The sequence below is a fragment of the Desulfomicrobium orale DSM 12838 genome, assembly GCF_001553625.1.
GTDB classification, from domain to species: domain Bacteria; phylum Desulfobacterota; class Desulfovibrionia; order Desulfovibrionales; family Desulfomicrobiaceae; genus Desulfomicrobium; species Desulfomicrobium orale.
Window position 1 is genome coordinate 1,441,417 of record NZ_CP014230.1, and the last position, 20,607, is coordinate 1,462,023.

Annotated in this window: 19 protein-coding genes and 1 riboswitch; of the genes, 6 read left to right on the plus strand and 13 right to left on the minus strand. The window is 62.0% G+C overall.

Translation table 11 applies throughout. The annotated features are described in order from the left end of the window. Positions 1-75 precede the first annotated feature (75 nt). From AXF15_RS06565 to AXF15_RS06595, 8 genes are all read right to left on the minus strand, one after another. The gene (locus AXF15_RS06565; protein ID WP_066605006.1) at positions 76-1,200 is read right to left on the minus strand and encodes a branched-chain amino acid ABC transporter substrate-binding protein; all 1,125 of its coding nucleotides are present in this window, start codon (positions 1,198-1,200) and stop codon (positions 76-78) included. Between the two features lie 487 nt (positions 1,201-1,687). After that, on the minus strand, positions 1,688-1,909 hold the full coding sequence (locus AXF15_RS06570) for a hypothetical protein (RefSeq protein ID WP_066605012.1): 222 nt from the start codon (positions 1,907-1,909) through the stop codon (positions 1,688-1,690). Beyond that, positions 1,873-2,157 (minus strand): hypothetical protein, encoded by a 285-nt coding sequence (locus AXF15_RS06575; protein WP_066605015.1) that lies wholly within the window; start codon positions 2,155-2,157, stop codon positions 1,873-1,875. Before AXF15_RS06575 ends, AXF15_RS06570 begins: the two co-directional genes overlap by 37 nt. 8 nt (positions 2,158-2,165) lie before the next feature. Beyond that, positions 2,166-2,480 (minus strand): ElaB/YgaM/YqjD family protein, encoded by a 315-nt coding sequence (locus tag AXF15_RS06580; protein ID WP_066605018.1) that lies wholly within the window; start codon positions 2,478-2,480, stop codon positions 2,166-2,168. A gap of 25 nt (positions 2,481-2,505) precedes the next feature. Continuing rightward, positions 2,506-2,676 (minus strand): PLDc N-terminal domain-containing protein, encoded by a 171-nt coding sequence (locus tag AXF15_RS13485; RefSeq protein WP_083517908.1) that lies wholly within the window; start codon positions 2,674-2,676, stop codon positions 2,506-2,508. A gap of 68 nt (positions 2,677-2,744) precedes the next feature. Beyond that, positions 2,745-3,125, minus strand: coding sequence for a DUF3568 domain-containing protein (locus tag AXF15_RS06585; RefSeq protein WP_066605021.1), 381 nt, complete (start codon positions 3,123-3,125; stop codon positions 2,745-2,747). Positions 3,126-3,383: 258 nt separating this feature from the next. Continuing rightward, positions 3,384-3,566 carry a hypothetical protein gene (locus AXF15_RS06590; protein WP_066605023.1) on the minus strand — a complete coding sequence of 61 codons (183 nt, stop codon included), beginning with the start codon at positions 3,564-3,566 and terminating at the stop codon, positions 3,384-3,386. Positions 3,567-3,628: 62 nt separating this feature from the next. Continuing rightward, the gene (locus AXF15_RS06595) at positions 3,629-6,310 is read right to left on the minus strand and encodes a heavy metal translocating P-type ATPase (protein ID WP_236884734.1); all 2,682 of its coding nucleotides are present in this window, start codon (positions 6,308-6,310) and stop codon (positions 3,629-3,631) included. A gap of 395 nt (positions 6,311-6,705) precedes the next feature. Here AXF15_RS06595 and AXF15_RS06605 point away from each other — a divergent pair, with 395 nt between their 5' ends. After that, complete coding sequence (locus AXF15_RS06605; RefSeq protein WP_066605026.1) at positions 6,706-7,767, plus strand: NAD(P)-dependent alcohol dehydrogenase; 1,062 nt, start codon at positions 6,706-6,708, stop codon at positions 7,765-7,767. A gap of 495 nt (positions 7,768-8,262) precedes the next feature. Here the strand turns inward: AXF15_RS06605 and AXF15_RS06610 are convergent, their stop codons facing one another. The 3 genes from AXF15_RS06610 to AXF15_RS06620 all read right to left on the minus strand — a co-directional run bounded on the left by AXF15_RS06610 (position 8,263) and on the right by AXF15_RS06620 (position 12,111). Then, the gene (locus AXF15_RS06610) at positions 8,263-9,828 is read right to left on the minus strand and encodes an OpgD/OpgG family glucan biosynthesis protein (protein ID WP_066605027.1); all 1,566 of its coding nucleotides are present in this window, start codon (positions 9,826-9,828) and stop codon (positions 8,263-8,265) included. 142 nt (positions 9,829-9,970) lie between these two features. Then, positions 9,971-10,327, minus strand: a complete 357-nt coding sequence (locus AXF15_RS06615) for a molybdenum cofactor biosynthesis protein MoaE (protein ID WP_066608780.1) — start codon at positions 10,325-10,327, stop codon at positions 9,971-9,973. 20 nt (positions 10,328-10,347) lie between these two features. Continuing rightward, on the minus strand, positions 10,348-12,111 hold the full coding sequence (locus AXF15_RS06620; protein WP_066605028.1) for a YcaO-like family protein: 1,764 nt from the start codon (positions 12,109-12,111) through the stop codon (positions 10,348-10,350). Positions 12,112-12,286: 175 nt separating this feature from the next. Then, a riboswitch (cobalamin riboswitch) is annotated at positions 12,287-12,472 on the plus strand. Between the two features lie 120 nt (positions 12,473-12,592). On the opposite strand from AXF15_RS06620, the gene metE reads away from it, so the two are divergent. Further along, the gene (gene metE / locus AXF15_RS06625; RefSeq protein ID WP_066605030.1) at positions 12,593-14,848 is read left to right on the plus strand and encodes a 5-methyltetrahydropteroyltriglutamate--homocysteine S-methyltransferase; all 2,256 of its coding nucleotides are present in this window, start codon (positions 12,593-12,595) and stop codon (positions 14,846-14,848) included. 83 nt (positions 14,849-14,931) lie between these two features. Here the strand turns inward: metE and flgM are convergent, their stop codons facing one another. After that, the gene (gene flgM, locus AXF15_RS06630) at positions 14,932-15,231 is read right to left on the minus strand and encodes a flagellar biosynthesis anti-sigma factor FlgM (RefSeq protein ID WP_066605039.1); all 300 of its coding nucleotides are present in this window, start codon (positions 15,229-15,231) and stop codon (positions 14,932-14,934) included. A 24-nt stretch (positions 15,232-15,255) separates the two neighbouring features. Continuing rightward, positions 15,256-15,672, minus strand: a complete 417-nt coding sequence (locus tag AXF15_RS06635) for a DVU0524 family FlgM-associated protein (protein ID WP_066605042.1) — start codon at positions 15,670-15,672, stop codon at positions 15,256-15,258. A gap of 192 nt (positions 15,673-15,864) precedes the next feature. Between AXF15_RS06635 and AXF15_RS06640 the strand changes: the two genes are divergently transcribed. From AXF15_RS06640 to AXF15_RS06655, 4 genes are read left to right on the plus strand one after another with little or no spacing between them, the layout of a single operon-like run. After that, a complete protein-coding gene (locus tag AXF15_RS06640; RefSeq protein ID WP_211258959.1) occupies positions 15,865-16,686 on the plus strand; it encodes an NAD(+)/NADH kinase in 822 nt (273 codons plus the stop codon). A 1-nt stretch (position 16,687) separates the two neighbouring features. Next, a complete protein-coding gene (locus tag AXF15_RS06645) occupies positions 16,688-18,448 on the plus strand; it encodes an ARMT1-like domain-containing protein (protein WP_066605049.1) in 1,761 nt (586 codons plus the stop codon). 8 nt (positions 18,449-18,456) lie between these two features. Beyond that, the gene (locus AXF15_RS06650) at positions 18,457-19,695 is read left to right on the plus strand and encodes an MltA domain-containing protein (RefSeq protein WP_236884735.1); all 1,239 of its coding nucleotides are present in this window, start codon (positions 18,457-18,459) and stop codon (positions 19,693-19,695) included. A 24-nt stretch (positions 19,696-19,719) separates the two neighbouring features. Further along, positions 19,720-20,361: a DUF4254 domain-containing protein gene (locus AXF15_RS06655; protein WP_066605058.1), complete on the plus strand. Its 642-nt coding sequence runs from the start codon at positions 19,720-19,722 to the stop codon at positions 20,359-20,361. Positions 20,362-20,607 lie beyond the last annotated feature (246 nt).

Here is a 20,607-nt window from a genome sequence, read left to right on the forward strand (position 1 = left end):
ATGTGGGGATAGAGATTTGACTGGACGCGGCCCGTGCCGGAAGTCCGGGCCTCCGCGAAAAAGGAGGCCCGGACTTCATGGCCGGGGCACGAATTTTCCGTCGGCATCGACCTCGTACACGCGGTACAGGTCGCCCACACGGTCGCCCTTTTCATTGAAGGAGATTTTTCCGGTCAGCCCGGAGAAATCTTTCAGATCGTTCTTCAGATAGGCGGCGAGTTTGTCGGGAGCCGTGTCGCCGGTTGCCGCAATGGCCTGGACCAGAGCCCTGTAGGCGTCTCCGGCCAGTACGGCCCAGACGGAACCGGGATCGCCGGCATGAGCGGCCCTGTAGGCGGCCAGGAAATCCTTGGCTTCGGGAGTGTCCAGATCGGCGGGCACGGGCGGGCTCAGGAACATGTAGCCCCGGGCGGCCTTGCTGCCCGCGATCTTGACCAGATCGGGATTATTGGTGGCGTCGCCGCCGAGTATGGGCACGTCCCAGCCCATTTCCATCTTCTGGCGCAGCAGCATCCCCACCTCCGGGTAGTAGCCCGTGAAGAAGATGATGTCCGGGGCGGCGGTTCTGAGCTTGGTCAGGATGGCGTTGTAGTCGCGCTCGCCGGGAGTCAGGGCGTCGAAAAAAACCACGGTCTGATCGGACTTTCCGATCAGGGCGCGGGCTTCGTCGGCCAGACCCTTGGCGTAGGAGGTGTTGTCATGCAGAATGGCGATTTTCGAGTGTCCCAGAGCGGCCAGGACCTTGGCGGCCACAGCGCCCTGATCGTCGTCGCGGGGGCAGGTGCGGAAGAAGAAGGGCAGCTTCTTTTCCGTCAGGCGGATGGCCGTGGAGCCGGTGGCTATCTGGATGATGTCCGATTCGGCGTAGATATTCTGGGAGGCCTCGGTCACGGAGGAGCCATAAGTGCCGATGACGGCCACAATGTCTTTGGTGCTCAGGCGGGAGGCGGCCAGGGCGGCCTGTCGGGGATCACCGCCGTCATCCTCGATGACAAGCTCCACCTGGTCGCCGTTGATGCCGCCAGCCCTGTTGGTTTCGGCCACGAGCAGCTCCACGATCCGTTTCATGTTCTGCCCCTCGCTGGCCCAGGAGCCGGTCAGGGGGCACATGAGGCCGATGCGGACGGGTTTGGCCCAGGCCGGTCCCCACATGAGCAGAACCAGAAGCAGAGATCCGAGGACGCAACATTTTTTCTTCATGAATTCCTCCTTGACGCATCGGAAGTGTTGACGCCGTCGCGCGGGTTCGGCCGAGCCGGGAAGTTTCCGGATTGTGGTGGAAGACATCCCGGTATGTCGCGGGGCCTGCCCGAAGACAGCCTTGGGCGTAAATTTGTCCTTCGGGGCGCATCGTCGTCATCAATTTTGAATATCATTCAATTTTGGAGACGGTTTCAGCAAATTATTCAAATCAGCGCGTTCCGGCAAGCTTCATTCCGGATATTTTTCAGAATCGGATGAGACCCTCCAGGGGGCGGCGCGGAAGCGGCCGCGCTTGGTTCGGATCAGTTATGCTTCGGGGAGAGCTGATGCAGCGTGCCCGCTGCCGGTGAGGCGGAGCAGAGTGGCGGAGGGCATGTGACTGGCGGAGTAGGGGCTTGATGCCCCACCCGTCCTGAAAACAGAAAGCCGGGCTTCGCTTATCTGCTGCGAGGCCCGGCCGGCTATTTCAGGTTTCAAAGGATCGTTACATACGCTTGAGGAGCTGAATGGACAGCGGCACCAGACCCGAGGACAGCTTGCTCCGCCACAGGGCGCTCCAGCCAAGTCCGGTCACGAAGGCCGCAAGCACGGAACACAGCGGCCTGGCCTTGACCGCGCCCCAGGGGTCAAAGCGGCCCGAGGCCGCACGCAGGCGCTCCTTGGCCTCGGCTACGGAGTACTCTTTTTTCTGGCTGATGTCGTCCATACCAGACCTCCGGCAATGCCCATGCAGGCAAGTCCCAGAATACACAGCGCCCAGGCCGGATGCACGATCTCGACCAGCGCCCGGTACAGGGCGGCCACGAAAAAGGCCGCACCCGCAGCTCCGAAAAACAGGCCGAGGATCAGCAACGCGGCCGTGCGCACCGTTTTCAGGACGTTGTGCCGCAGAAGCCGACCTTCGGCCTCGGCCAGATCACAGAGACCGATGACGAGTTCGGTCAGACCTTTCACGCCGGAAGTTACCTGGTGAGGCGAATGAGTTTTGACAGAATGTATCCCGCCCCGAAAGCGATGAGCACGCTTCCCAGCGGATTCTGCCGCACCCGTTCGCTGACTTCTTCGACTCCCGCGCTGCCGGCGTCGTAGGCTTTCTGGACTTTTTCCGAAGCCAGTTTCTGGTACTTTTCCAGTTCTTTTTCCAGCTTGGCGGTCAGTTCCGAGGATTTCTCGACTCCCGCGTCCTTGAACGACTTGGCCAGCTCGCTGAACTGCTTCTGCAGGCTCTGGAGTTCTTCCTTCAGGGAGTCCAAGGTGTTTTCGTCTTTGGCTGCCATGATTTCCTCCTTTTAATATGTTGCCTTACTTCGGCCCGAACAGGAACCAGATGATGAATCCCAGAACGGGAAGTGCGAGGATGAGCACGATCCAGATGGCCTTGTTCATGGCGCTGGCCGAGCTCTGTACGATTTTTATGATGGCCCATACGTCCAGTACAAGGACGATAAGCCCCATCAGTCCGCCGATTTTCATACTTTCAGGTTCTCCTTGGTGCAAAGGGCTCCGGCCGGAAGGTCCGCCGGGCCGGAGCCCGCAGGAAACTACAGCTTGGCCCGGATGGCCTCGTGAATCTTTTTGGACGCGGCTTCGTCACCCAGAACTCCGACACGCACGGAGATCTCCGTGTGCTTGGGGTTTTCCGGCAGGCTCTTCAGAGAAATCCACACATCCGTATCGCCGTCTTTACAGGTCACGGAGGCGGAGCTCAGTTCTTTCTCGGTCTTGGCGATGGGCAGCTTCAAGGATTTACAAGCAGCCAGAGTCGCCTTGTAGGAACGATCCAGGCTGACGGCGTAAGTGTGTTTCAACTGCCCCATGGCGTACGTGTAGGTGCCCACGGCGGCGGCCCCGCCCACCAGCAGCGTGGCGCACCCGCTGCTCAGAAAGAACGCCAGCAACGCCAGCTTCATCATGTTGCGCATGGCCGGAAAACCTCCTCAATTAAAGAGTTTCGAGAATGAGAATTCTTCTCTAAACAAAAATGGAGGTTTTTACAAGATGGTTTCACCGCAAAAAGTGTGCTGACGCATCCAAGACCGTAGGGTTTGCCCATATATATCCCCCGCATGAGCGCATATCTCAGATCACTGGCGGGAGCCGGATCAGGCGGGCAGTTGTAAACACTGTTAACCGAGAAGGTGTGGAAGTTGCGGGTGCCACAGCGGTGCCGTCCGGTCATATCAGCCATTTAGGCCATGATTTGAAGCAGATGCGGGAAGCAAGCGGACACCCCCACGCGCTTCGGCCTCGGCCATGAGCTCCGTGATGATGGGAGCCGTGTGCCCGCATATGTCCGCGAGCTTCAGCCGGGCCACGGATTCCAGCATGGTCGTGGCCGGAATGCTTTTCTGTTCGATCTGCATGGCATCCTCCTTCAGGTTTTTCCTTATCTGAATGGGTCGTTGCTGCAACGGTGGTGTTGCCGTCAACGCGCGTGCCCCGGCGTGAAAAAGCGCAGCCGCAGCGCGTTGCTGACCACCATGACCGAACTCATGGCCATGGCTGTCCCGGCCAGCATGGGGTTCATGACCGGCCCGCCGAACAGGTGCGGGAGCCCCATGGCCACGGGTATGCCGATGGTATTGAAGGCAAAGGCCCAGAAAAGATTCTGCCGGATATTGGTCATGACCGCGCGGCCCAGATGAAGGGCCGTGAGCAGGCCGGACAGATCTTCGGACATGAGCACCACGTCCCCGGATTCCAGCGCCACGTCCATGCCCGAGCCCATGGCTATGCCCAGATCGGCGGCGGCCAGGGCCGGGGCGTCGTTGATGCCGTCGCCGGCCATGCCCGTCACATGGCCTTCGGCCTGAAGTTTCCGGATGGCCGCAGCCTTGTGTTCGGGCAGCACTCCGGCTTCGACGGCCTTGATGCCCGCCTGGCGGGCCACGGCCAGGGCCGGGCGTTCGGCATCGCCGGTCACCAGCCGCGCCTCGATGCCCATTTTCCCGAGGGCCTCCACAACGGAAGCGGCTTCAGGACGGATGGCGTCGCTGATTCCCAGAAGGGCGGCCAGACGTCCGTCCACGGCCACATGGATCACCGTGGCCCCGTCGTCCTCCATCCGCTCCCGCGCTTCCCGCGCTCCTTTCAGTTCCACGCCCAGAGAGTTCATCAGCCGTTCGTTGCCGATGGCCACGCCGCGTTCTTCCACGCGGGCGGTCACGCCTTGGCCGGGCACTGCCTGGAAGTCTCCGGCCTCGGGTACGGGCCCGTCGCAGGCGGCCGTCACCGCCCGGGCCAGAGGATGCTCTGAAAGGCGTTCCACTGCGGCGGCCAAGCGCAGAGGAGCGTTTCCGTCCTGTCCGTCCGGCGTCCAGATTCCGGCGAGAGCGGGCTTGCCCACGGTCAGGGTGCCGGTCTTGTCGAAGACTATGGCCGTGAGTTCTCCCGCCCGTTGCAGGGCCCGGCCGGACTTGATCAGCACTCCGAGCTGCGCTCCGCGGCCCGTGCCGGCCATGATGGACGTGGGCGTGGCCAGCCCCATGGCGCAGGGGCAGGCGATGACCAGCACCGAAACGGCGATGCGCAGGGCGAAAGAGAAACCCTCGTCGCTGAAGATATACCAGGAGAGGCCCGCCAGCAGAGCCAGCGACATGACCGTGGGCACGAAATAGAAACTGATGGTATCGGCCAGATTGGCGATGGGGGCCTTGGAGCCCTGAGCGTCGCGCACCAGCCGGACGATGCGGGCCAGCACCGTGTCCTCGCCCACATGCAGGGCGCGCATGACCAGCGCGCCGGTGGTGTTCAGGGTGCCGCCGAAAATCCGGTCGCCGGGAGCGCGCCGCACGGGCAGAGGCTCTCCCGTCAGCATGGACTCGTCTACATGGCTTTCCCCCTCGGCCACTTCACCGTCCACGGGTATCCTCTCGCCGGGGCGGATGCGAAGCAGGTCGCCGGGTTCGATTTCGGCCACGGCCACGGGCCGCTCGGTTTCTCCATCCACCAGCGCCGCCGTGTCCGGGGCCAGATGCATGAGGGCGCGCACCGCGTCCGTGGTCCGGAATACGGATCTGGCCTCGAAGTATTTGCCGAGGGAAATCATGGCCAGAAGCACGGCTGCGGATTCGTAGTAAAGGTCCATGGCCCGCTCGTGGGGGCTCACGCCGAGCCAGATTTCCACGGTGTTCCACAGGGAATAGGCCAGGGCCGCGCCCGTACCTACGGCCACCAGGGAATCCATGTTCGGCGCCCGGCGGATCAGGGCCGGGAAGCCCCGCACGTAAAACTGCCGCCCGCTCCAGACCACGGGCATGGTCAGAAGAAGCTGGGCCAGAGCGAAGATGCCGGGCGCATGTGCGGGGTCCAGCGTCCGGGGCAGAGGCATGCCCCACATGTGCCCCATGGACAGAAGGAGAAGGGGCAGGGCGAAGAGCATGATCCGGATCACGTCGCGCTTTTGCCCGGCCAGGGCGGCCAGCATGCGGTGTTCCTGGTCGTCCACCTTTTCCGGGCGGAGCGGCTCCACGGTGAAGCCGGCGTTCTGGATGGCTTCGCGCAGGGTGCGCAAGGACAGCCGGGCCGGATCGAATACAAACCGGCCCTCACCCGTGCCCAGATTGACGACAGCCTCGCGCATGCCCTCCATCCGCGAGGCCAATCGCTCGATCCGGGCGGAGCAGGCCGCGCAGTGCATGCCGCCGATTCTGAAGGACGCCTGGGCGGCGGAGGTGGGGGGCTCGGCCTCAAAGCCCAAAGCCCGTACGCGGGTGAGAATCTCATTCAGAGCAATGGACTGGGGATCGAAACGGACCCGCATTTCCGCGGCGGGCAGGCTCACTTCGACGCCGTCCACGCCGGGCATCCCTCCGATCACGCGCTCGATCCGGGCGGAGCAGGCCGCGCAGTGCATGCCGCCGATTCTGAAGGACGCCTGGGCGGCGGAGGTGGGGGGCTCGGCCTCAAAGCCCAAAGCCCGTACGCGGGTGAGAATCTCATTCAGAGCAATGGACTGGGGATCGAAACGGACCCGCATTTCCGCGGCGGGCAGGCTCACTTCGACGCCGTCCACGCCGGGCATCCCTCCGATCACGCGCTCGATCCGGGCGGAGCAGGCCGCGCAGTGCATGCCGCCAATGGATATGCGGGAAGAAGAAAAAGACATGCTGACTCCTCATGCTGCAAAAAAAAGACGGGAAATTTACTGCAAAAAAGTAAGACGCGGAAAATTTTTTGGCAAGCCTTCCGCGGAACGCATAATCCATGCGCACGGTTTCCATCTCCGAGTTGTCCGTCTTTCAATGAACATTTTCGGGGTTGGGAACCTGTTTTCAAATGCGGTATCTGCTGGAGACGGGCATTCGGACGCGCTTTCGTAGGCAGGGCGGATGCGCCCCTTTTTCCGGAAGAATGAATGAACCGATTTTAAATCTTTTCCACTGTACAGCTCGTGTGGATCACGGTATGTCTATGGCAAGATGTATTTCATGGGACTTATCCTCATGAGTTTCTGGCTATGCTCTGCCTGTCTTGCCGCTGTAAAACGGAAGGAGGTTCAAGATGAAAGGTTTTGCGATGCTGGGTATTGGAAAGACCGGCTGGATTGAAAAATCCGATCCGGTATGCGGGCCGATGGATGCCTTGTGTCGGCCGCTGGCTCTGGCTCCATGTACTTCGGATGTGCACACTGTCTGGGAGGGCGCCATAGGCGATCGCAAGGACATGATTCTGGGGCACGAGGGCTGCGGAGTGGTCGTCAAGGTCGGAGAACTCGTCAAGGACTTCAAACCGGGAGACAGAGTCATTGTGCCGGCTATCACTCCTGACTGGAACTCCCTGGAGGCGCAGGCCGGTTTCCAGATGCATTCAAACGGAATGCTGGGCGGGTGGAAGTTCTCCAACTTCAAGGATGGGCTCTTTGGAACGCTGTTCCATGTCAACGACGCGGACGGCAATCTGGCCCTTCTGCCCGATTCGATTCCGACCGGCGAAGCCTGCATGCTGTCGGACATGGTGCCGACGGGTTTCCATGGCGCGGAACTGGCCGATGTCCAGTTCGGTGACATCGTTCTGGTCATCGGCATCGGCCCGGTGGGTCTGATGAGCGTCGCCGGAGCCAACCTGAAGGGCGCATCGCGGATTTTTGCTGTGGGAACGAGGGAGGTCTGCCGGGAGGCTGCCGCTTTTTACGGAGCCACAGAACTCATCGGTTACAAGGAAGGACCCATCGACGCCCAGGTGATGAAAATGACCGACGGCAAGGGTGTGGACAAAATCATCATCGCCGGGGGCACTGTCGATACCTTCAGCGAAGCCGTGAAGTGTCTCAAGCCGGGCGGTAAGATCGGCAATGTCAATTACCTGGGCTCAGGCGAACATATCTGCATTCCGCGTGTGGAATGGGGTGTGGGCATGGGGCACAAAAACATCAACGGCGGCCTGATGCCCGGCGGCCGGTTGCGCATGGAAAAACTGGCCAGTCTTGTGAGCTGCGGAAAGCTCAATCTGTCCAGACTGATCACGCACAGGTTCTCCAAGTTCGAGGATATTGAAGAAGCCCTGATGCTGATGAAGGACAAGCCGAAGGACCTCATCAAGCCGGTTGTGGTTCTGGAAAACTGACGCATGGGAAGAGGACGTTCGTCCGCGATGTGATGACACTATCCCCCGCCATATGGCGGGGGATTTGCCGTTTGTGGGCCGGTGCCGGGCCGCGCGGCTGTGCCCCCGCTCAAAAAGTGGCGTTGCCGCTATCTCCCGGCTATGGCGCGGAGTAAAAAGCCGCAGCCGAGCACAACAATATTTTGCCGGCGGCATCAGTAAAGTTACAAAAGCTTGAGGGCAGAGCGTTTTTGGCCTATGTCGGCCGAAACACTCGCAAGGAGGCAGGCATGTTTTCAGGGCTTATTCTCGGGCTGGGGCTTGGTCTTCTGGGGCTTATCATTTTCTCCCTGCATGAGGAGCATGGGCCCGAAAAGCACGATCACTGATCCCGCCGGACTTTTCCCGTCAAATCCGGGTTTGTCACCAGCCGCACCATGGTTTCACGGCTGGCGGCAAAGCCCGGATTTTTCATTCTCCAGTCAGTCTATTGGGGCGAAGAAACCGCCCCCATTTCTACGGATTATATAACTGCCGCTCTCCGGCCGGAGGCGGGCTCCACTGGTAGGTCCAGGTCTCGGAAATCCTCCGGCCGCCGGCTTCCAGATGCAGGCGCAGGTCGATGGGCCTTTCGGTATTGTCCGGCGGCACCACGTCGAACATGCAGCGAAAGCCTTTTATGGCATGCTGGGGGCGGACGGAAGTGATCTCTATGCGTCCGGCCGAGGAGCTGAGCACGGGCGTGACGGTGGTGTCCGCCCCTATCATGGGCATGTCCCCGCCTGCGAAATCCACGGCGAAGCGCTTGCTGTAGTATTCGCGTTTCTTGCCGATGACGCCCCCAAGGCCGGTGAAGGTGTCCGCCACGCGGGCCAGCCGGACCGGTTCGGGAGGCCGGGTGCCCCAGTGCAGATTGTAGCTGTAGAGCAGTTCCTGTCCGGCTTCGACGGGTCGGGACGGGTTCCAGAAGGCCACGATATTGTCGAACGTCTCGTCCACGGTGGGGATTTCCACGAGCTGCACCGAGCCTTCTCCCCAGTCTCCCAGGGGCTCCACCCACACGCTCGGCCGCTTGTCGTAGAACACGCCGTCGTCGTGGTAATGGTCGAAATTCTGGTCCCGCTGGGCCAGCCCGAAACCGCGCGGGTTGCTGTCCATGTAGGCATTGAAGCGTAACTGGCGCGGATTGACCAGCGGCCGCCAGAGCCACTCTCCGGCGCCGGTCAGAATGGCCAGACCGTCGGAGTCATGAATTTCCGGCCGCCAGTCGTAGGCCATGCGGCGGTCGTTCTCTCCGCTCAAAAACATGCTGGTCAGTGGGGCGATGCCCAGACGTTCGATGGGTTTGCGGGGGTAGATGGCCGCGTCCACACGCATGGTCAGATGCTGGCCGGGCCGGATGTCGAAGCGGTATGCGCCGGTGGCGCTGGGTGAATCCAGCAGAGCGTACACGGTGGCCGTGTCGCGGCCGGGGCCGGGTTTTTCCAGCCAGAAATGGGTGAACAGCGGAAATTCCTCCGGTCTGGGCAGGGCGGTGTCGATGGCCAGTCCCCGGGCGGACATGCCGTACTGCATTTCACCACCCACGGCCCGGAAGTAGCTGGCGCCCAGGAAGGCCACCAGATCGCGTTCCCAGTCGGTGTGGTAGAGAAAGCGGAATCCGGCGAATCCCAGATCTTTGGGCAGATGTGCGCCTTTGAGGCCGGACTTGCCGTACTGGAACAGGTCCCGCGAGTAGGGAATCTGCGCCGCCCGGCCGTTTTCCAGCTCGTAAATGGTCACAGGCGTTCTGAAATAAAGGCCCAGATGGAAAAGCTCCGCCCGGAAGAGAGAATCGTCTTTTCTCCACAGGGCATGCCCCCGGTCGAACCTGATCTGCTGATACGCATCCCAGCTCAGGTTTTGCAGCACCTTGGGCAGCTCGCCCTCGTGGCTGACGTAGGGTGCGGCGGCCAGGGTTCTGGCCCTGCCTTTGAGCCAGGCGTAATCAAAAGGTTCGGAACCTTCAGCCGCCGCAGCCGGGGAGAGCAGACCCGGCAGCAGGATACAGAGCCAGAATATGAAAGCATGTCTTCTCATCATGGGTGAAACCTCCGGCGAACAAGGCGTCCGATAGTCCGGGCGGCCTGGGTGCCTTCTGGGGTATGGTTGCGGAAAATGCGCCTGCCGCAGTGGCATGGCGCGGTCCGAAAAGCGCCGGAGCCGGATTCCAGCCGTTTCCGCGCTATGATTCCTGTTTGCTGATGGCCTCGGACTTGATGCGGTCCAGCAGGTCGGCCAGGGCGGGCCTGACGTTCTCGCGGATGTCTCCGGCCACCATCAGAAAAAGGAGATCGTCGCCGGGGACGAATTCCCCGCTGCGGGCCTCCACCACCACCCGGAAAATTCCCTGACGGGCCTCGATCTCCCGGCGGATGCCCTCGGCCTTGTCCTGATCCACCTGCACCCTGATCCGGTTCACTGTGGAGCCATCCTTGCGGGACCAGGCCCGGACCACCCCGTTGTGTGTGAGAATCATACCCACACTTTTCCGGAAGCCGGGCTCCTGTTTCAACTCGGCGATGCGGCCGCTGATGTCCATGGCATTCTCCCCAAAGGATTTCATTCGCGCTGCCCGGCGCGGGGCGGCCTCTCCGGCTGCCTCGCCCGTTCGCCCAGTTCTTCCAGATGTGCGCGGGCGAAGTCCAGTCCGGGATCGAGCCGCAGGGCTTCTTCCAGAAGTTCGTGAGCCTTGTCCGTGTGCCCCAGAAATTTGTGGCACAGACCGAGATTGGCCAGGTCCATGGCGGAACCGCTGTCCAGCGCCAGAGCCAGCTCGAAGTCGGCGGCGGCTTCGGCGTACCGGCTCTGCTTGAAGTGCGCCACACCGCGCAGGTTGAAATATTCCTTCACTTCGGGGCAGTGGGTGATGGCCCGGTCCAGATGCGGCAGGGCCTCGGCCCAGCGTTCTTCCCGGGTCAGGGCGTAGCCCTGGTAAAAGGCGGCCAGTCCCCGGTCGTCGGCGTCGGGCTGCACGTCCTCCGCCCGCGCGAACCAGCCGGCCGCCTCGGAGAGAGCTTCCCGGCGCAGGGCCGCCAGCCCCCGGAAAAAGGGCAGGTAATGGGCCTCGGGGCGGATGGCCTCCAGCACGTCGAGCCCCGCGTCGGGGTGTTCCGTCTCTTCGGCCAGAATGCGGCCCACGAAAAGTCCCAGAGATGCCTGAGGCGTGCGCTCCCGGAACAGAAATCCCGGCACGAAGCTGTAATGGGCGGGGATGTCGAGGCGTTTTTCGGTGATGTCCACGGAAAAAAGCGCGAAGTCCCGCCACCCCAGCCCGGCGCAGAGGGCGCGCAGTTCCGAGGCGATATCGCTGTCGGCCACAGATGGCAGGTCGTGGATGGACACCATCGGACCGGAGGTCAGCCAGGCGAACTGTTCCGGCCGGGTGAATTTGGGCAGGCCCGAAGCCTCATAATTGCTGCCGGTTTCGAAGTCGCCGCCCAGCTGCGCGATTTCCGTCAGGGCGCGGATGGCCGCCTTTTGCGGGGAAGAGGCCGTGCCCGCGGTGAAGACAATTTCGCTCGCGGCCGGAAATGTGGCCGGGTCCATGACCAGAGCGCCCACCGTGGGCACGGGAAAATCCTGGCTGAAGTCCTTGAGCCAGACGCGTAGTCCTTTGTGGATGAATTTTTCGTACAGTCCGGCCAGGACCGGATCGGTGAAAGACGCGGGATCGATGGTCGGGGTTTCCCGGCGGGAGCGGTCCAGAACGGCGCAGACGTGACGCTCCACCAGTTCGCAGGCGCCTTGCAGGATGGATTCCTCGGGCGTGTTTCCGGCGGAGGAGCCGTTGAACTCGTTGAGCTTTTTGAACCAGCTGAGCGGAACCATGTACTCCCGGCCGGAATTCAGGTCCGTGGCCGGGGTGAACCGCCAGGGCACCAGGTCGAGGATGCGGACGGCTTCCGCTTCGGTCACGGAATCCCCCACGGACCGGATCAGCCATTTCACGGGCAGAAGCCGGTCGCCGAAAGCGGCTTGAGCCTTGCTCCAGGTCATGTCCCTGAAATTTTCGTCCGCATCCCAGAAGCGGAAATAGCTGTATCTCTCGACCAGTTCCATGAGGGCCGAGGCCTCGGCCTGGGCGGACGAAGCGCCTTTTCCCATCTGCTTGCGGGTGGGCATGACGGCTCTGGCGCCTTCGCCGCAGATGGACATGAATACCGGGATGCCCAGCCGCCCGGTGTCGATGCGGCTGGTTTGGGAGAGAATGCGCAGACCGGAATTTTCAAAAGCCGTTCTGGCATGGGCGACGGTTTCTTCTGGGGGACGGGTCTTGTCCAGATCCGTGACGGAACCTTTGGGACAGGAGCGGATGGTGATCATGCTGGTCCGGATGGAAAGGCGCGGGCCGCGCTGGGGTTGGAAAACGGATGGCCGCCTTTTGGCGGGCCTTGGAGGGGAAGTCAATGGCCGGAGCCCGTGCCTGCAGGCATCCGGGCGCGTAGGGGCAACGGCAGGGTAACACGCGATTGTAATCGCCGAGTCCGGTTGACACGGGAATGGCGGGAATATATCAAGCTATCCAGATATTGTGATGAGACACGGAAGGCGGTGCAAATCCGCCGCGGACGCGCCACTGTAACCGGCGGCAAAACCAGCCGGAGCCACTGCCTGCGGATTGCGGGCGGGAAGGCCCGGCGTCATGGGCCGGAAGCCAGGAGACGACTTGTCACAATGGCCGCGATGGGCGCGGCAAGGCAGTATGTCTCGCGTAAAGGCAATGCCCGTACATTTGGATGAGTGTTCATCCAGACGCGCGTGAAATGCACTGCCCTTTCAACCTCAGAATGAAAGGAGCGTTTCCATGCAAACCCACATCCTTGGTTTTCCCTCCATCGGCCAGCGGCGGGAATTGAAACAGGCTCTCGAATCCTACTGGAAGGGAGAGCTTGCCGCCGAATCCCTCCTTGAGACCGGCGCGGAACTGAAAAAACGCCACTGGCAGATCCAGCGCGACGCCGGTCTGGACTATGTGACCACGGGAGATTTTTCTCTGTACGACCGTATGCTGGACGTGACCTGCATGCTGGGAGCCGTGCCGCCGCGGTTTGAGGCGTGCCGCGGCGATGCGCCGCTGGACGGGTATTTCAGTCTCGCCCGCGGCGATGTCCGGCGCAATATTCCCGCTCTGGAAATGACCAAGTGGTTTGATACGAACTATCACTATCTCGTGCCTGAGATCGACGGCGGCACATGGACATCCGCGGATCATCCGGTCGTGGCCGATACTTCTCTTGCCGGAGAATACGGTTTCCGGCCCAAACCGGCTCTGATCGGGCCGTTTACCTGGCTGGCTCTGGGCAAGGCTGGACGAGACGTCCGCAAATGGGACCGCCTGGAGGAAATTGCCGCCGCATATGTGAAGATCCTGTCCCGCCTCGCTCCTCTTTGCGATTACATCCAGCTTGAGGAGCCGGTCCTCTGCACGGAACTTCTGCCGGACGAAGCCACGGCGCGGTTTCAGGCGATCTACGCGGACATGAATGCAGCTTGCGGGGGCAGGATCATGCTGGCCACATATTTTGGACCGGTCCGGCATCTGGATCTGGCGGCGGGCTCGGGATGCGCCGCACTGCATGTGGATCTGGTTCAGGGAAGGAAGCAACTTGAGGCGGTGCTGGGCGTGCTGCCCCCGAGGATGGCTTTGTCTCTCGGTCTTGTGGCGGGCCGGAACATCTGGAAGACGGAATACGCGAGAGCGCTGCCCGCTGTGGAACGGGCGGTCGCTGCCCTTGGTTCGGACCGGGTACTGCTGGGCTCCAGCTGCTCGCTTCTGCATTGCCCCGTGGATGTGGCCGGGGAAACTGCTCTGCCCGGACATATCCGGAACCGCATGGCCTTTGCCGTGCAGAAATGTTCGGAGTTGTCCGATCTGCGCGGCATTTTTGAACGCAAGGAGCAGACACTGCTGGATGAGAATACCGCCGTTCTGCAGGCCGCGCTGGCGCATCCGGACAGTCGCGTGGAAGCCGTGCGGAAACGGGCCGCTTCCGTCACGCCGGACATGCTTTCCCGCCGCCGGCCCTGCTCTGTCCGCCGCGACGCCCAGAAATGGCTCAATCTGCCTCGGCTTCCCACCACAACCATCGGTTCGTTCCCGCAGACTTCCGCCATCCGTTCCATCCGCCTGGTCCGCAGGAAAGGTGGTATCCCGGAAGGGGAGTACATTGCCGCCATCCGGAAAGAGATAGCGGATTGTATCGCGAAGCAGGAAGAACTCGGGCTTGATATTCTGGTGCATGGCGAGGCCGAGCGCAACGACATGGTGGAGTATTTCGGCCAGCAGCTCGGCGGTTTCTGCTTCACGCAAAACGGATGGGTGCAGAGCTACGGCAGCCGGTGCGTGAAGCCGCCCGTCATCTATGGAGACGTGTACCGCAAGCACCCCATGACTCTGGACTGGATACTGTACGCGCAGTCCCTGACCGAAAAGCCGGTCAAGGGTATGCTGACCGGCCCGGTGACCATTCTGTGCTGGAGCTTCGTGCGCGATGATCTGGAGCGAAGTGAGGTCTGCAGACAGATCGCGCTGGCTGTCCGGGACGAGGTGCTGGATCTGGAGAAGGCGGGCGTCCGCATCATTCAGATCGACGAGGCGGCACTGCGCGAGGGCATGCCGCTCACGGCCGCCGAGGCGGAGAATTATCTGCGATGGGCCGTGGACGCCTTCCGCCTGAGCGCTTCCGGCGTGGAAGATTCCACCCAGATTCACACGCATATGTGCTACAGCGAATTCAACGCCATTCTGCCCTGGATCGCCCGAATGGACGCCGACGTCATCAGCATCGAGTCCAGCCGCAGTGGCATGGAGCTTCTGGATGCCTTTGCCGGGTTCGACTATCCGGGAGAAGTCGGGCCGGGGGTATACGACATCCACAGCCCGCGTATTCCCTCCGTGGAGGAGATGGTGGAGCTGCTGCGCCGGGCCTTGCGGCATATCCCCGGGGATCGGTTATGGGTCAATCCCGACTGTGGCCTGAAGACCCGGCGATGGGAGGAGGCTTATCCGGCTCTGGAGAACATGGTTGCGGCGGCATTGCGCGTGCGTGAGGAACTGTAGTAAAGAAAGGCGGAATGCGGAGCATGGCCCCGCATTCCGCTACAGCACCCTCTTTTGTCCGGTGATTTGTGAAATGTCCGGCCTTATCCCCAGATGTCCAGTTCCTGGCGGATCATCTTTTCGGCGGTGTCCCGGCTGCTCGGAGTGTAGTTGCCGGATGCGATTCTGGCCTTGATGTCGGCCACCAGATCGGCGCGCACGCCGTCGCTTTCCTGCGCCGTCTTCAGGACGCCGGCCTTGATCCGGCCTTCCTCGGAGATGGAAATCCGGTCTCCGCCGGGTTCGGCCGCAGTTTTCCGGGCTTCCTGACGTTGCTGCTGCTCAAGCTGTTCGAGCTTGTGCATCTCGTAGCCGCCAGAAGATTTGATGGAATTGATGGTCATGTTTTTCTCCTGGTCCGTTCCGGATCAGAGCATGGTTTCGTTTACCCGTTTCAGGGTCACTTCCCACAGCCGTTGCATGAACTCGTTCTTTTCGCCGTTGGTCAGCTCCGCCACGCCGGAGCCGCTTTTTTTCAGGACTTTCAGCCCATCGCCGTCCGAGGGATAGCGAAAGACCAGTTCCTGCCCGAATTCTTCCCGCATCTGCCGCCGGATGTCGCGCACAACGGGGTTGGTGCTGTCGGAGCCGATGAGGTTGTCCACAATCTCCCGCGCGACCTTTTCCACCATCTGCCGGCGCTTGGCCTCCTGGGAGATGGTAATGGAATCCCCCTGCCCCATGCGGTCCATGTATTTCTTGAACCGCGCAATGCGTCTGCCCGCATCCTGGTGCTGATCGTACGTGCGCATCACGTTTTTGACGAGAAAGGGATTCACGGTCACGGTTTGCTCCTCTTGCATCTTCCTATCGGCCGTCAGCGGCAGAACTTTAGGATTTTTTTCATCCTTTTTCCATAACCGCGCCGAACGCTCCGGACAGCCGCTTTCAGGGGCGCATTCCCGGCGGGGCGCGCCTTGAACACCTGGTGTCTTTGGCTTACAGCCCCACCAATGCGCAGCATATCGGAAATCGTCATGGTTTTTACCACAGGCAACGAAGCGGCCGGAGCTTTTGCCGGACAGGCGAAGGACTGGCTGGCCGGGCGCGGACGGCGGGTCCGTGTTGTCGAATCCCCCAGGGATGCCGCCCATGACGCGGGTGTCTGGGACGGCGCGGACATGGTGCTGACCCTGGGCGGCGACGGCACCCTGCTGGCGGCGGCCAGAGCCGTGCTGGACCAGGGTATTCCCATTCTGGGCCTGAACCTGGGCAACGTGGGCTTTCTGACGGAGCTTTCCCCCGAGGACTGGCGCGAATCCCTGGGCGCTGTCATCGACGGCGGATACGAAATTTCCTCGCGGCTGGTCATCCGTTTTCATGTGCTGCGCGAGGGACGGGAGTACTACCAGGGCTATGCCGTGAACGATCTGGTCATCGGCTGCGGGAGCCTCGCCAAGCTGGTGCGGATGGACATGTGGTACGGCAGCGATCATCTGGGAATGGTCCGCGCCGACGGCATGATCGTGGCCACGCCCACTGGTTCCTCGGGCTATTCCATCTCGGCGGGAGGGCCGCTGGTCTACCCGGAGCTGGACGTCTTCGCCCTGACTCCTATCTGTCCGTTTCTGCACGCCTTCCGGCCCATGATTCTGCCCTTCGAGGAGGACCTGCGGATTCTGCTCCAGGGCGGAGCCGAACGGGTTTTCCTGACCCAGGACGGCCAGACCGGAGTGGCGCTGATGCCCGGGGATGAGGTTGTCGCCTTCAGGGCCGCGCGGCGGCTGCAACTCGTCCGGCCCGTGGGTTCCCACTACGCGCACAAACTCAAATCCAAGGGCTTCATCCGGGAAAGCTGACATGAGCAAGCTGCCTGAATTTTCCTCCATGCGCGAGCTGCGCCTCGGCCGGGACCCGTATCTGGACGCGTGGCTTCTGCACTTCATGACCGAGAACAACATCGAGCCCAGCGTCAACCCGGCGGAAAACGCCCAGCCGGAGCAACTGCGCTTCATGGTCGATCTCGACGACGATCAGGTTTTCGCGCCGTGCTCCGACAACATGTTCGAAAACCTGCTGGAAACATCCAGCACGCCCGCTCTGGTCCGCGAATACGGAGAAAAATGGCGGATTCTGGCTCGTCTGGTCCGGGCCAACATCAAGGACCGCCATACCCGCAGAAAGATTTTCGCCCTGTCCCGGCACAAAATCCGGCAGGTGCTGCATTCTCCCTTTCTCATTCCGTCACGCTTCCTCAAGCAGCTGCTGACCATCTTCATGGCCATGAGCGGCGTGCACGATCCGCAGCGCGCGGAAAAATGCCGGAGAAACGAGCAGGCCGGGCGTTTTCTCGCCAGCCGGGACATGGAACGCTGTCTGAACACCTGTCCGGATTCCGCCATGGGGTGCGCGTCCGTGACGCGTCTGCGCTGGACGCTGGATCTGGTCGAACTGGCCCGGCTTTGCCGGCTGTCTTTGAATCCGGCGGCATGGGCGGACGGCGGGGACAAATCCGGACTGGTGGAAGACGTCTGCGCGCCCTGGCCGGAATTCGAGGGCATTCTGACCCGCGTCATGGGCCCGGACAGCGGGCAGAAAAGCCTGCGCATTCTGTTTCTGCCGGACGGAAGCGGCGAGGTCATGTTCGACATCCGCCTTATCCGGGCCCTCAACAGGCTGGGACACAAGGTCGTGCTGGCCCTGAAGGAAGGATACTCCCCCGATAACCCCGTTTTTTGGGATGCGGAGCACGATCCGGTGCTGGAAAGCGCCCTGGCCGACGCCCTGTTCGTGGACAACAGCCGCATGAGCAAGAACGATCTGCTGCGGGCTCAGCGTGAAAATCCGCTGGTGGTCATTTCCGACGGCACGCGGGAGCGTCTGAACCTGTGGCGGACCAGCGTGACCTTCGCCCGGGCCTGGAAAGAATCGGACCTGATCATCGCCAAGGGCTACCCCAACCATCGCCGCCTGATTCAGAATTCCCACCAGTTCACGCGGGACATCATCTGTCTGTACCGGGACGGCGAAGGCGCCGACCGGATCTGTTTCAAGGAGAAGTCCGCGCGGGTAACCAAAATCACCGAACACCAGATCGTGGCCCAGGCCGACTCCATTATCGCGGGCATGCGCGCGGCCAGAGGCCAGGGGCGGCAGGTCATGTTCTACAGCGCCATCATCGGCAGCATTCCGGGGCAGACCAGGGTGGCCATCAAGATCGTGAATACTTTCGTGGGACATCTGCGGGCCAGGCATTCAAACCTGTTCATCATCAATCCGGCCGAGCATTTCGTGGAAGGCATGGACGGCGACGACCTCATGTTCATGTGGGAGCGGGTGCAGCGCAGCGGGCTGATCGACGTGTGGCGGTTTCAGTCCGTGCACGACATTGAGAAGAGCTTTGAACTCATGGGGGAAACTGTCCCAGCCGAATGGCACGGCAAGGACGCCACCTTTTCCACCGGCTGCACCAAGGAGATGCACATCGCTTTGGACATGCAGGCCGGCCATCCGGAAATGCAGATCATCGGGCCGGACCCGAAACGTTTTTTCCGGCGCATGGAATACGGCGTGGGCAAATATTTCGATGCCCGGATTTCCGGCAAGAGCAGGGGACTGTGAGACCGGCCGTGGCGGATAGCCGTATTCTCCCGGTTTCGCGGGTGGCGACGAAGCCTTGCCCGCTGCCGGGTTTGTCCGGGCGGCGGGCCATTAGCCGGGTTGCACTATTACTGTGGATGGTCATGCTGTCCGCCGTGTGCGCCTGCGCGCCCACTGTCCACCGGGGCGGAGACCTGACCGCACCGCCCGCGCTGGTGGAAACGCGCCCGGACGCCGGGCTGGCCGAAAGACTGGCCGTGCGCGCCGTGCGGGATGAAGAGGCCGTGGGCCGGGCCATTGATCTCAGTCTGGAGTATGTGCGCACCCGCGAGCCTGAAGAGCGGCCTTTCGGAGCCGGCGGTCCGGATGTGACCTGGGAGCGGGTGCGGGAATCTCTGGAGTATCTGCGCGCCGTGCTGCCGGGGCTGAAGACCGATCCGGACGTGCTGCTGCGGGATTTCGTCTGGTACGAGGTGATCCCCGGGCCGCTCATGACCGGATACTACGAGCCGGAGATGGACGGGAGCCTTGCGCCGCACCCCGGTTTTCCCGCGCCCATCTACGGCCTGCCGCGGTCCCTTGAAAGCGTGGACCTTGGAGCGTTCCATCCGCGCTGGAAAGGGCAGACTCTGGTGTATCGCGTGGAGCAGGGACAAATCCGGCCCTTTTTCACCCGCCGCGAAATCGACACCGAAAAGCGCCTTGCGGATGCGCCCATCGCCTGGACCCGCAGCCCCGTGGATGTCTACTTTCTTCAGGTGCAGGGTTCCGGGCGGCTCCGGCTGCCGGACGGCCGGGTCCGCCATGTGCTGTACGCCGGGAAAAACGGCCGCGAGTATGTTTCTCTGGGAGAAGTGCTGATCGGGCGGGGGCTGGTGCCCGGAGAGGAAATGTCCATGCAGCGCATCCGCCGCTATCTGGCCGGGCATCCGGAGCAGGTGGAAGAACTGTTGAACGCCAATCCCAGCTACGTTTTTTTCCGTCTGACCGAAGACGGACCGTTCGGAGCCATGGGCCGGGCTCTGACGCCCATGGTCAGTATGGCCACGGATCCCGCCTTCCTGCCTCTGGGCTCCATTCTGGCCGTGGATGCGGTTTTGCCGGGCCGGGAGAACGGGTCTGCGGCCTTTCTGGGTCTGGCGCAGGACCGGGGCGGAGCCATCAAGGGAAGCCGCCTGGATCTTTTCTGCGGAGCCGGACAGGACGCCGAGTTTCTGGCCGGGCATCTGCAGGCCCGCTCCCGGGTTTTTTTGCTGCTCAAAAAGTAACCGCCGTTTTCCGGAGACAATCACATGACCGATATCGCCCCCCAGCTTCTGAAAACGCTCCTGTGCGACGTCTGGACCGCGCAGATGGAGCAGGTCACCCTCTGGCACCAATCCGGTCCTCCCGAGGATATCCCCGAGCGGCCCGGAGACGGTCTGGTGGAACTGGCCATACGGCAGCACCTGAAGAATTTTCAGCTCTGGCACGTGGAAGACCGGGCCCGGCGGGAGGATGTGGATGATGCCGTCATTACCGCCTGCAAGCGGGAGATCGACAGGCTGAACCAGCAGCGGAACGATCTCATGGAGCGGGTGGACGAGTGGCTGGTGCGCTTCATTTCAGATTTTGCGGCGCAGAAGGAAGGCGCTTCCGGACGGTACAACACCGAAACCCTGGGTGCGGCTCTGGACCGGCTGTCCATTCTGAGCCTCAAGATTTTCCATATGCGCGAGCAGGCCGAACGCACGGACGCGGACCCGGAGCACAAAAGCCGGTGCCGGGAGAAGCTGGATACGCTGCTGGCCCAGCACCAGGATTTGACTGCGGCAGTGCTGGATCTGGTGGATGACTACGCGCAGGGCCGCAAAAGCCCGAAAGTCTATTTTCAGTGTAAAATGTACAACGACCCGTCCCTGAACCCGGAACTGTATGCGGCGCGGCAGGAATGACAACGCCCTGATTTTGCGGCGGCTGGAAAAGATGGGAGCTTTTCGTCGGGGAAGAATGTGTCTTGGCCGGTTCCGGCCTGATCCGCCAGAGCGGAGCCGTCAGAACGGAGACAGCCGTCTGAACCGCACCCTGATCAGGCCGAAGCCGCCGCAAACAATACTGTCGCCCGGATTTTTCATTGCCAGTCAGCCCCCTTTGGCATACGTGGCCTCTCCGGATTTTATCCGTTGTCTTTTCGCTTCCCG

Coding starts and splice junctions, on each gene's coding strand:
- AXF15_RS13485 (WP_083517908.1), bottom strand. CDS start 2,676: ATGAAAATCGGCGGACTGATGGGGCTTATCGTCCTTGTACTGGACGTA.
- AXF15_RS06645 (WP_066605049.1), top strand. CDS start 16,688: ATGAGCAAGCTGCCTGAATTTTCCTCCATGCGCGAGCTGCGCCTCGGC.
- AXF15_RS06620 (WP_066605028.1), bottom strand. CDS start 12,111: ATGATCACCATCCGCTCCTGTCCCAAAGGTTCCGTCACGGATCTGGAC.
- AXF15_RS06590 (WP_066605023.1), bottom strand. CDS start 3,566: ATGCAGATCGAACAGAAAAGCATTCCGGCCACGACCATGCTGGAATCC.
- AXF15_RS06580 (WP_066605018.1), bottom strand. CDS start 2,480: ATGGCAGCCAAAGACGAAAACACCTTGGACTCCCTGAAGGAAGAACTC.
- AXF15_RS06585 (WP_066605021.1), bottom strand. CDS start 3,125: ATGCGCAACATGATGAAGCTGGCGTTGCTGGCGTTCTTTCTGAGCAGC.
- AXF15_RS06640 (WP_211258959.1), top strand. CDS start 15,865: ATGGTTTTTACCACAGGCAACGAAGCGGCCGGAGCTTTTGCCGGACAG.
- AXF15_RS06565 (WP_066605006.1), bottom strand. CDS start 1,200: ATGAAGAAAAAATGTTGCGTCCTCGGATCTCTGCTTCTGGTTCTGCTC.
- AXF15_RS06605 (WP_066605026.1), top strand. CDS start 6,706: ATGAAAGGTTTTGCGATGCTGGGTATTGGAAAGACCGGCTGGATTGAA.
- AXF15_RS06570 (WP_066605012.1), bottom strand. CDS start 1,909: ATGGACGACATCAGCCAGAAAAAAGAGTACTCCGTAGCCGAGGCCAAG.
- AXF15_RS06595 (WP_236884734.1), bottom strand. CDS start 6,310: ATGTCTTTTTCTTCTTCCCGCATATCCATTGGCGGCATGCACTGCGCG.
- flgM (WP_066605039.1), bottom strand. CDS start 15,231: ATGACCATCAATTCCATCAAATCTTCTGGCGGCTACGAGATGCACAAG.
- AXF15_RS06615 (WP_066608780.1), bottom strand. CDS start 10,327: ATGGACATCAGCGGCCGCATCGCCGAGTTGAAACAGGAGCCCGGCTTC.
- AXF15_RS06655 (WP_066605058.1), top strand. CDS start 19,720: ATGACCGATATCGCCCCCCAGCTTCTGAAAACGCTCCTGTGCGACGTC.
- AXF15_RS06610 (WP_066605027.1), bottom strand. CDS start 9,828: ATGATGAGAAGACATGCTTTCATATTCTGGCTCTGTATCCTGCTGCCG.
- metE (WP_066605030.1), top strand. CDS start 12,593: ATGCAAACCCACATCCTTGGTTTTCCCTCCATCGGCCAGCGGCGGGAA.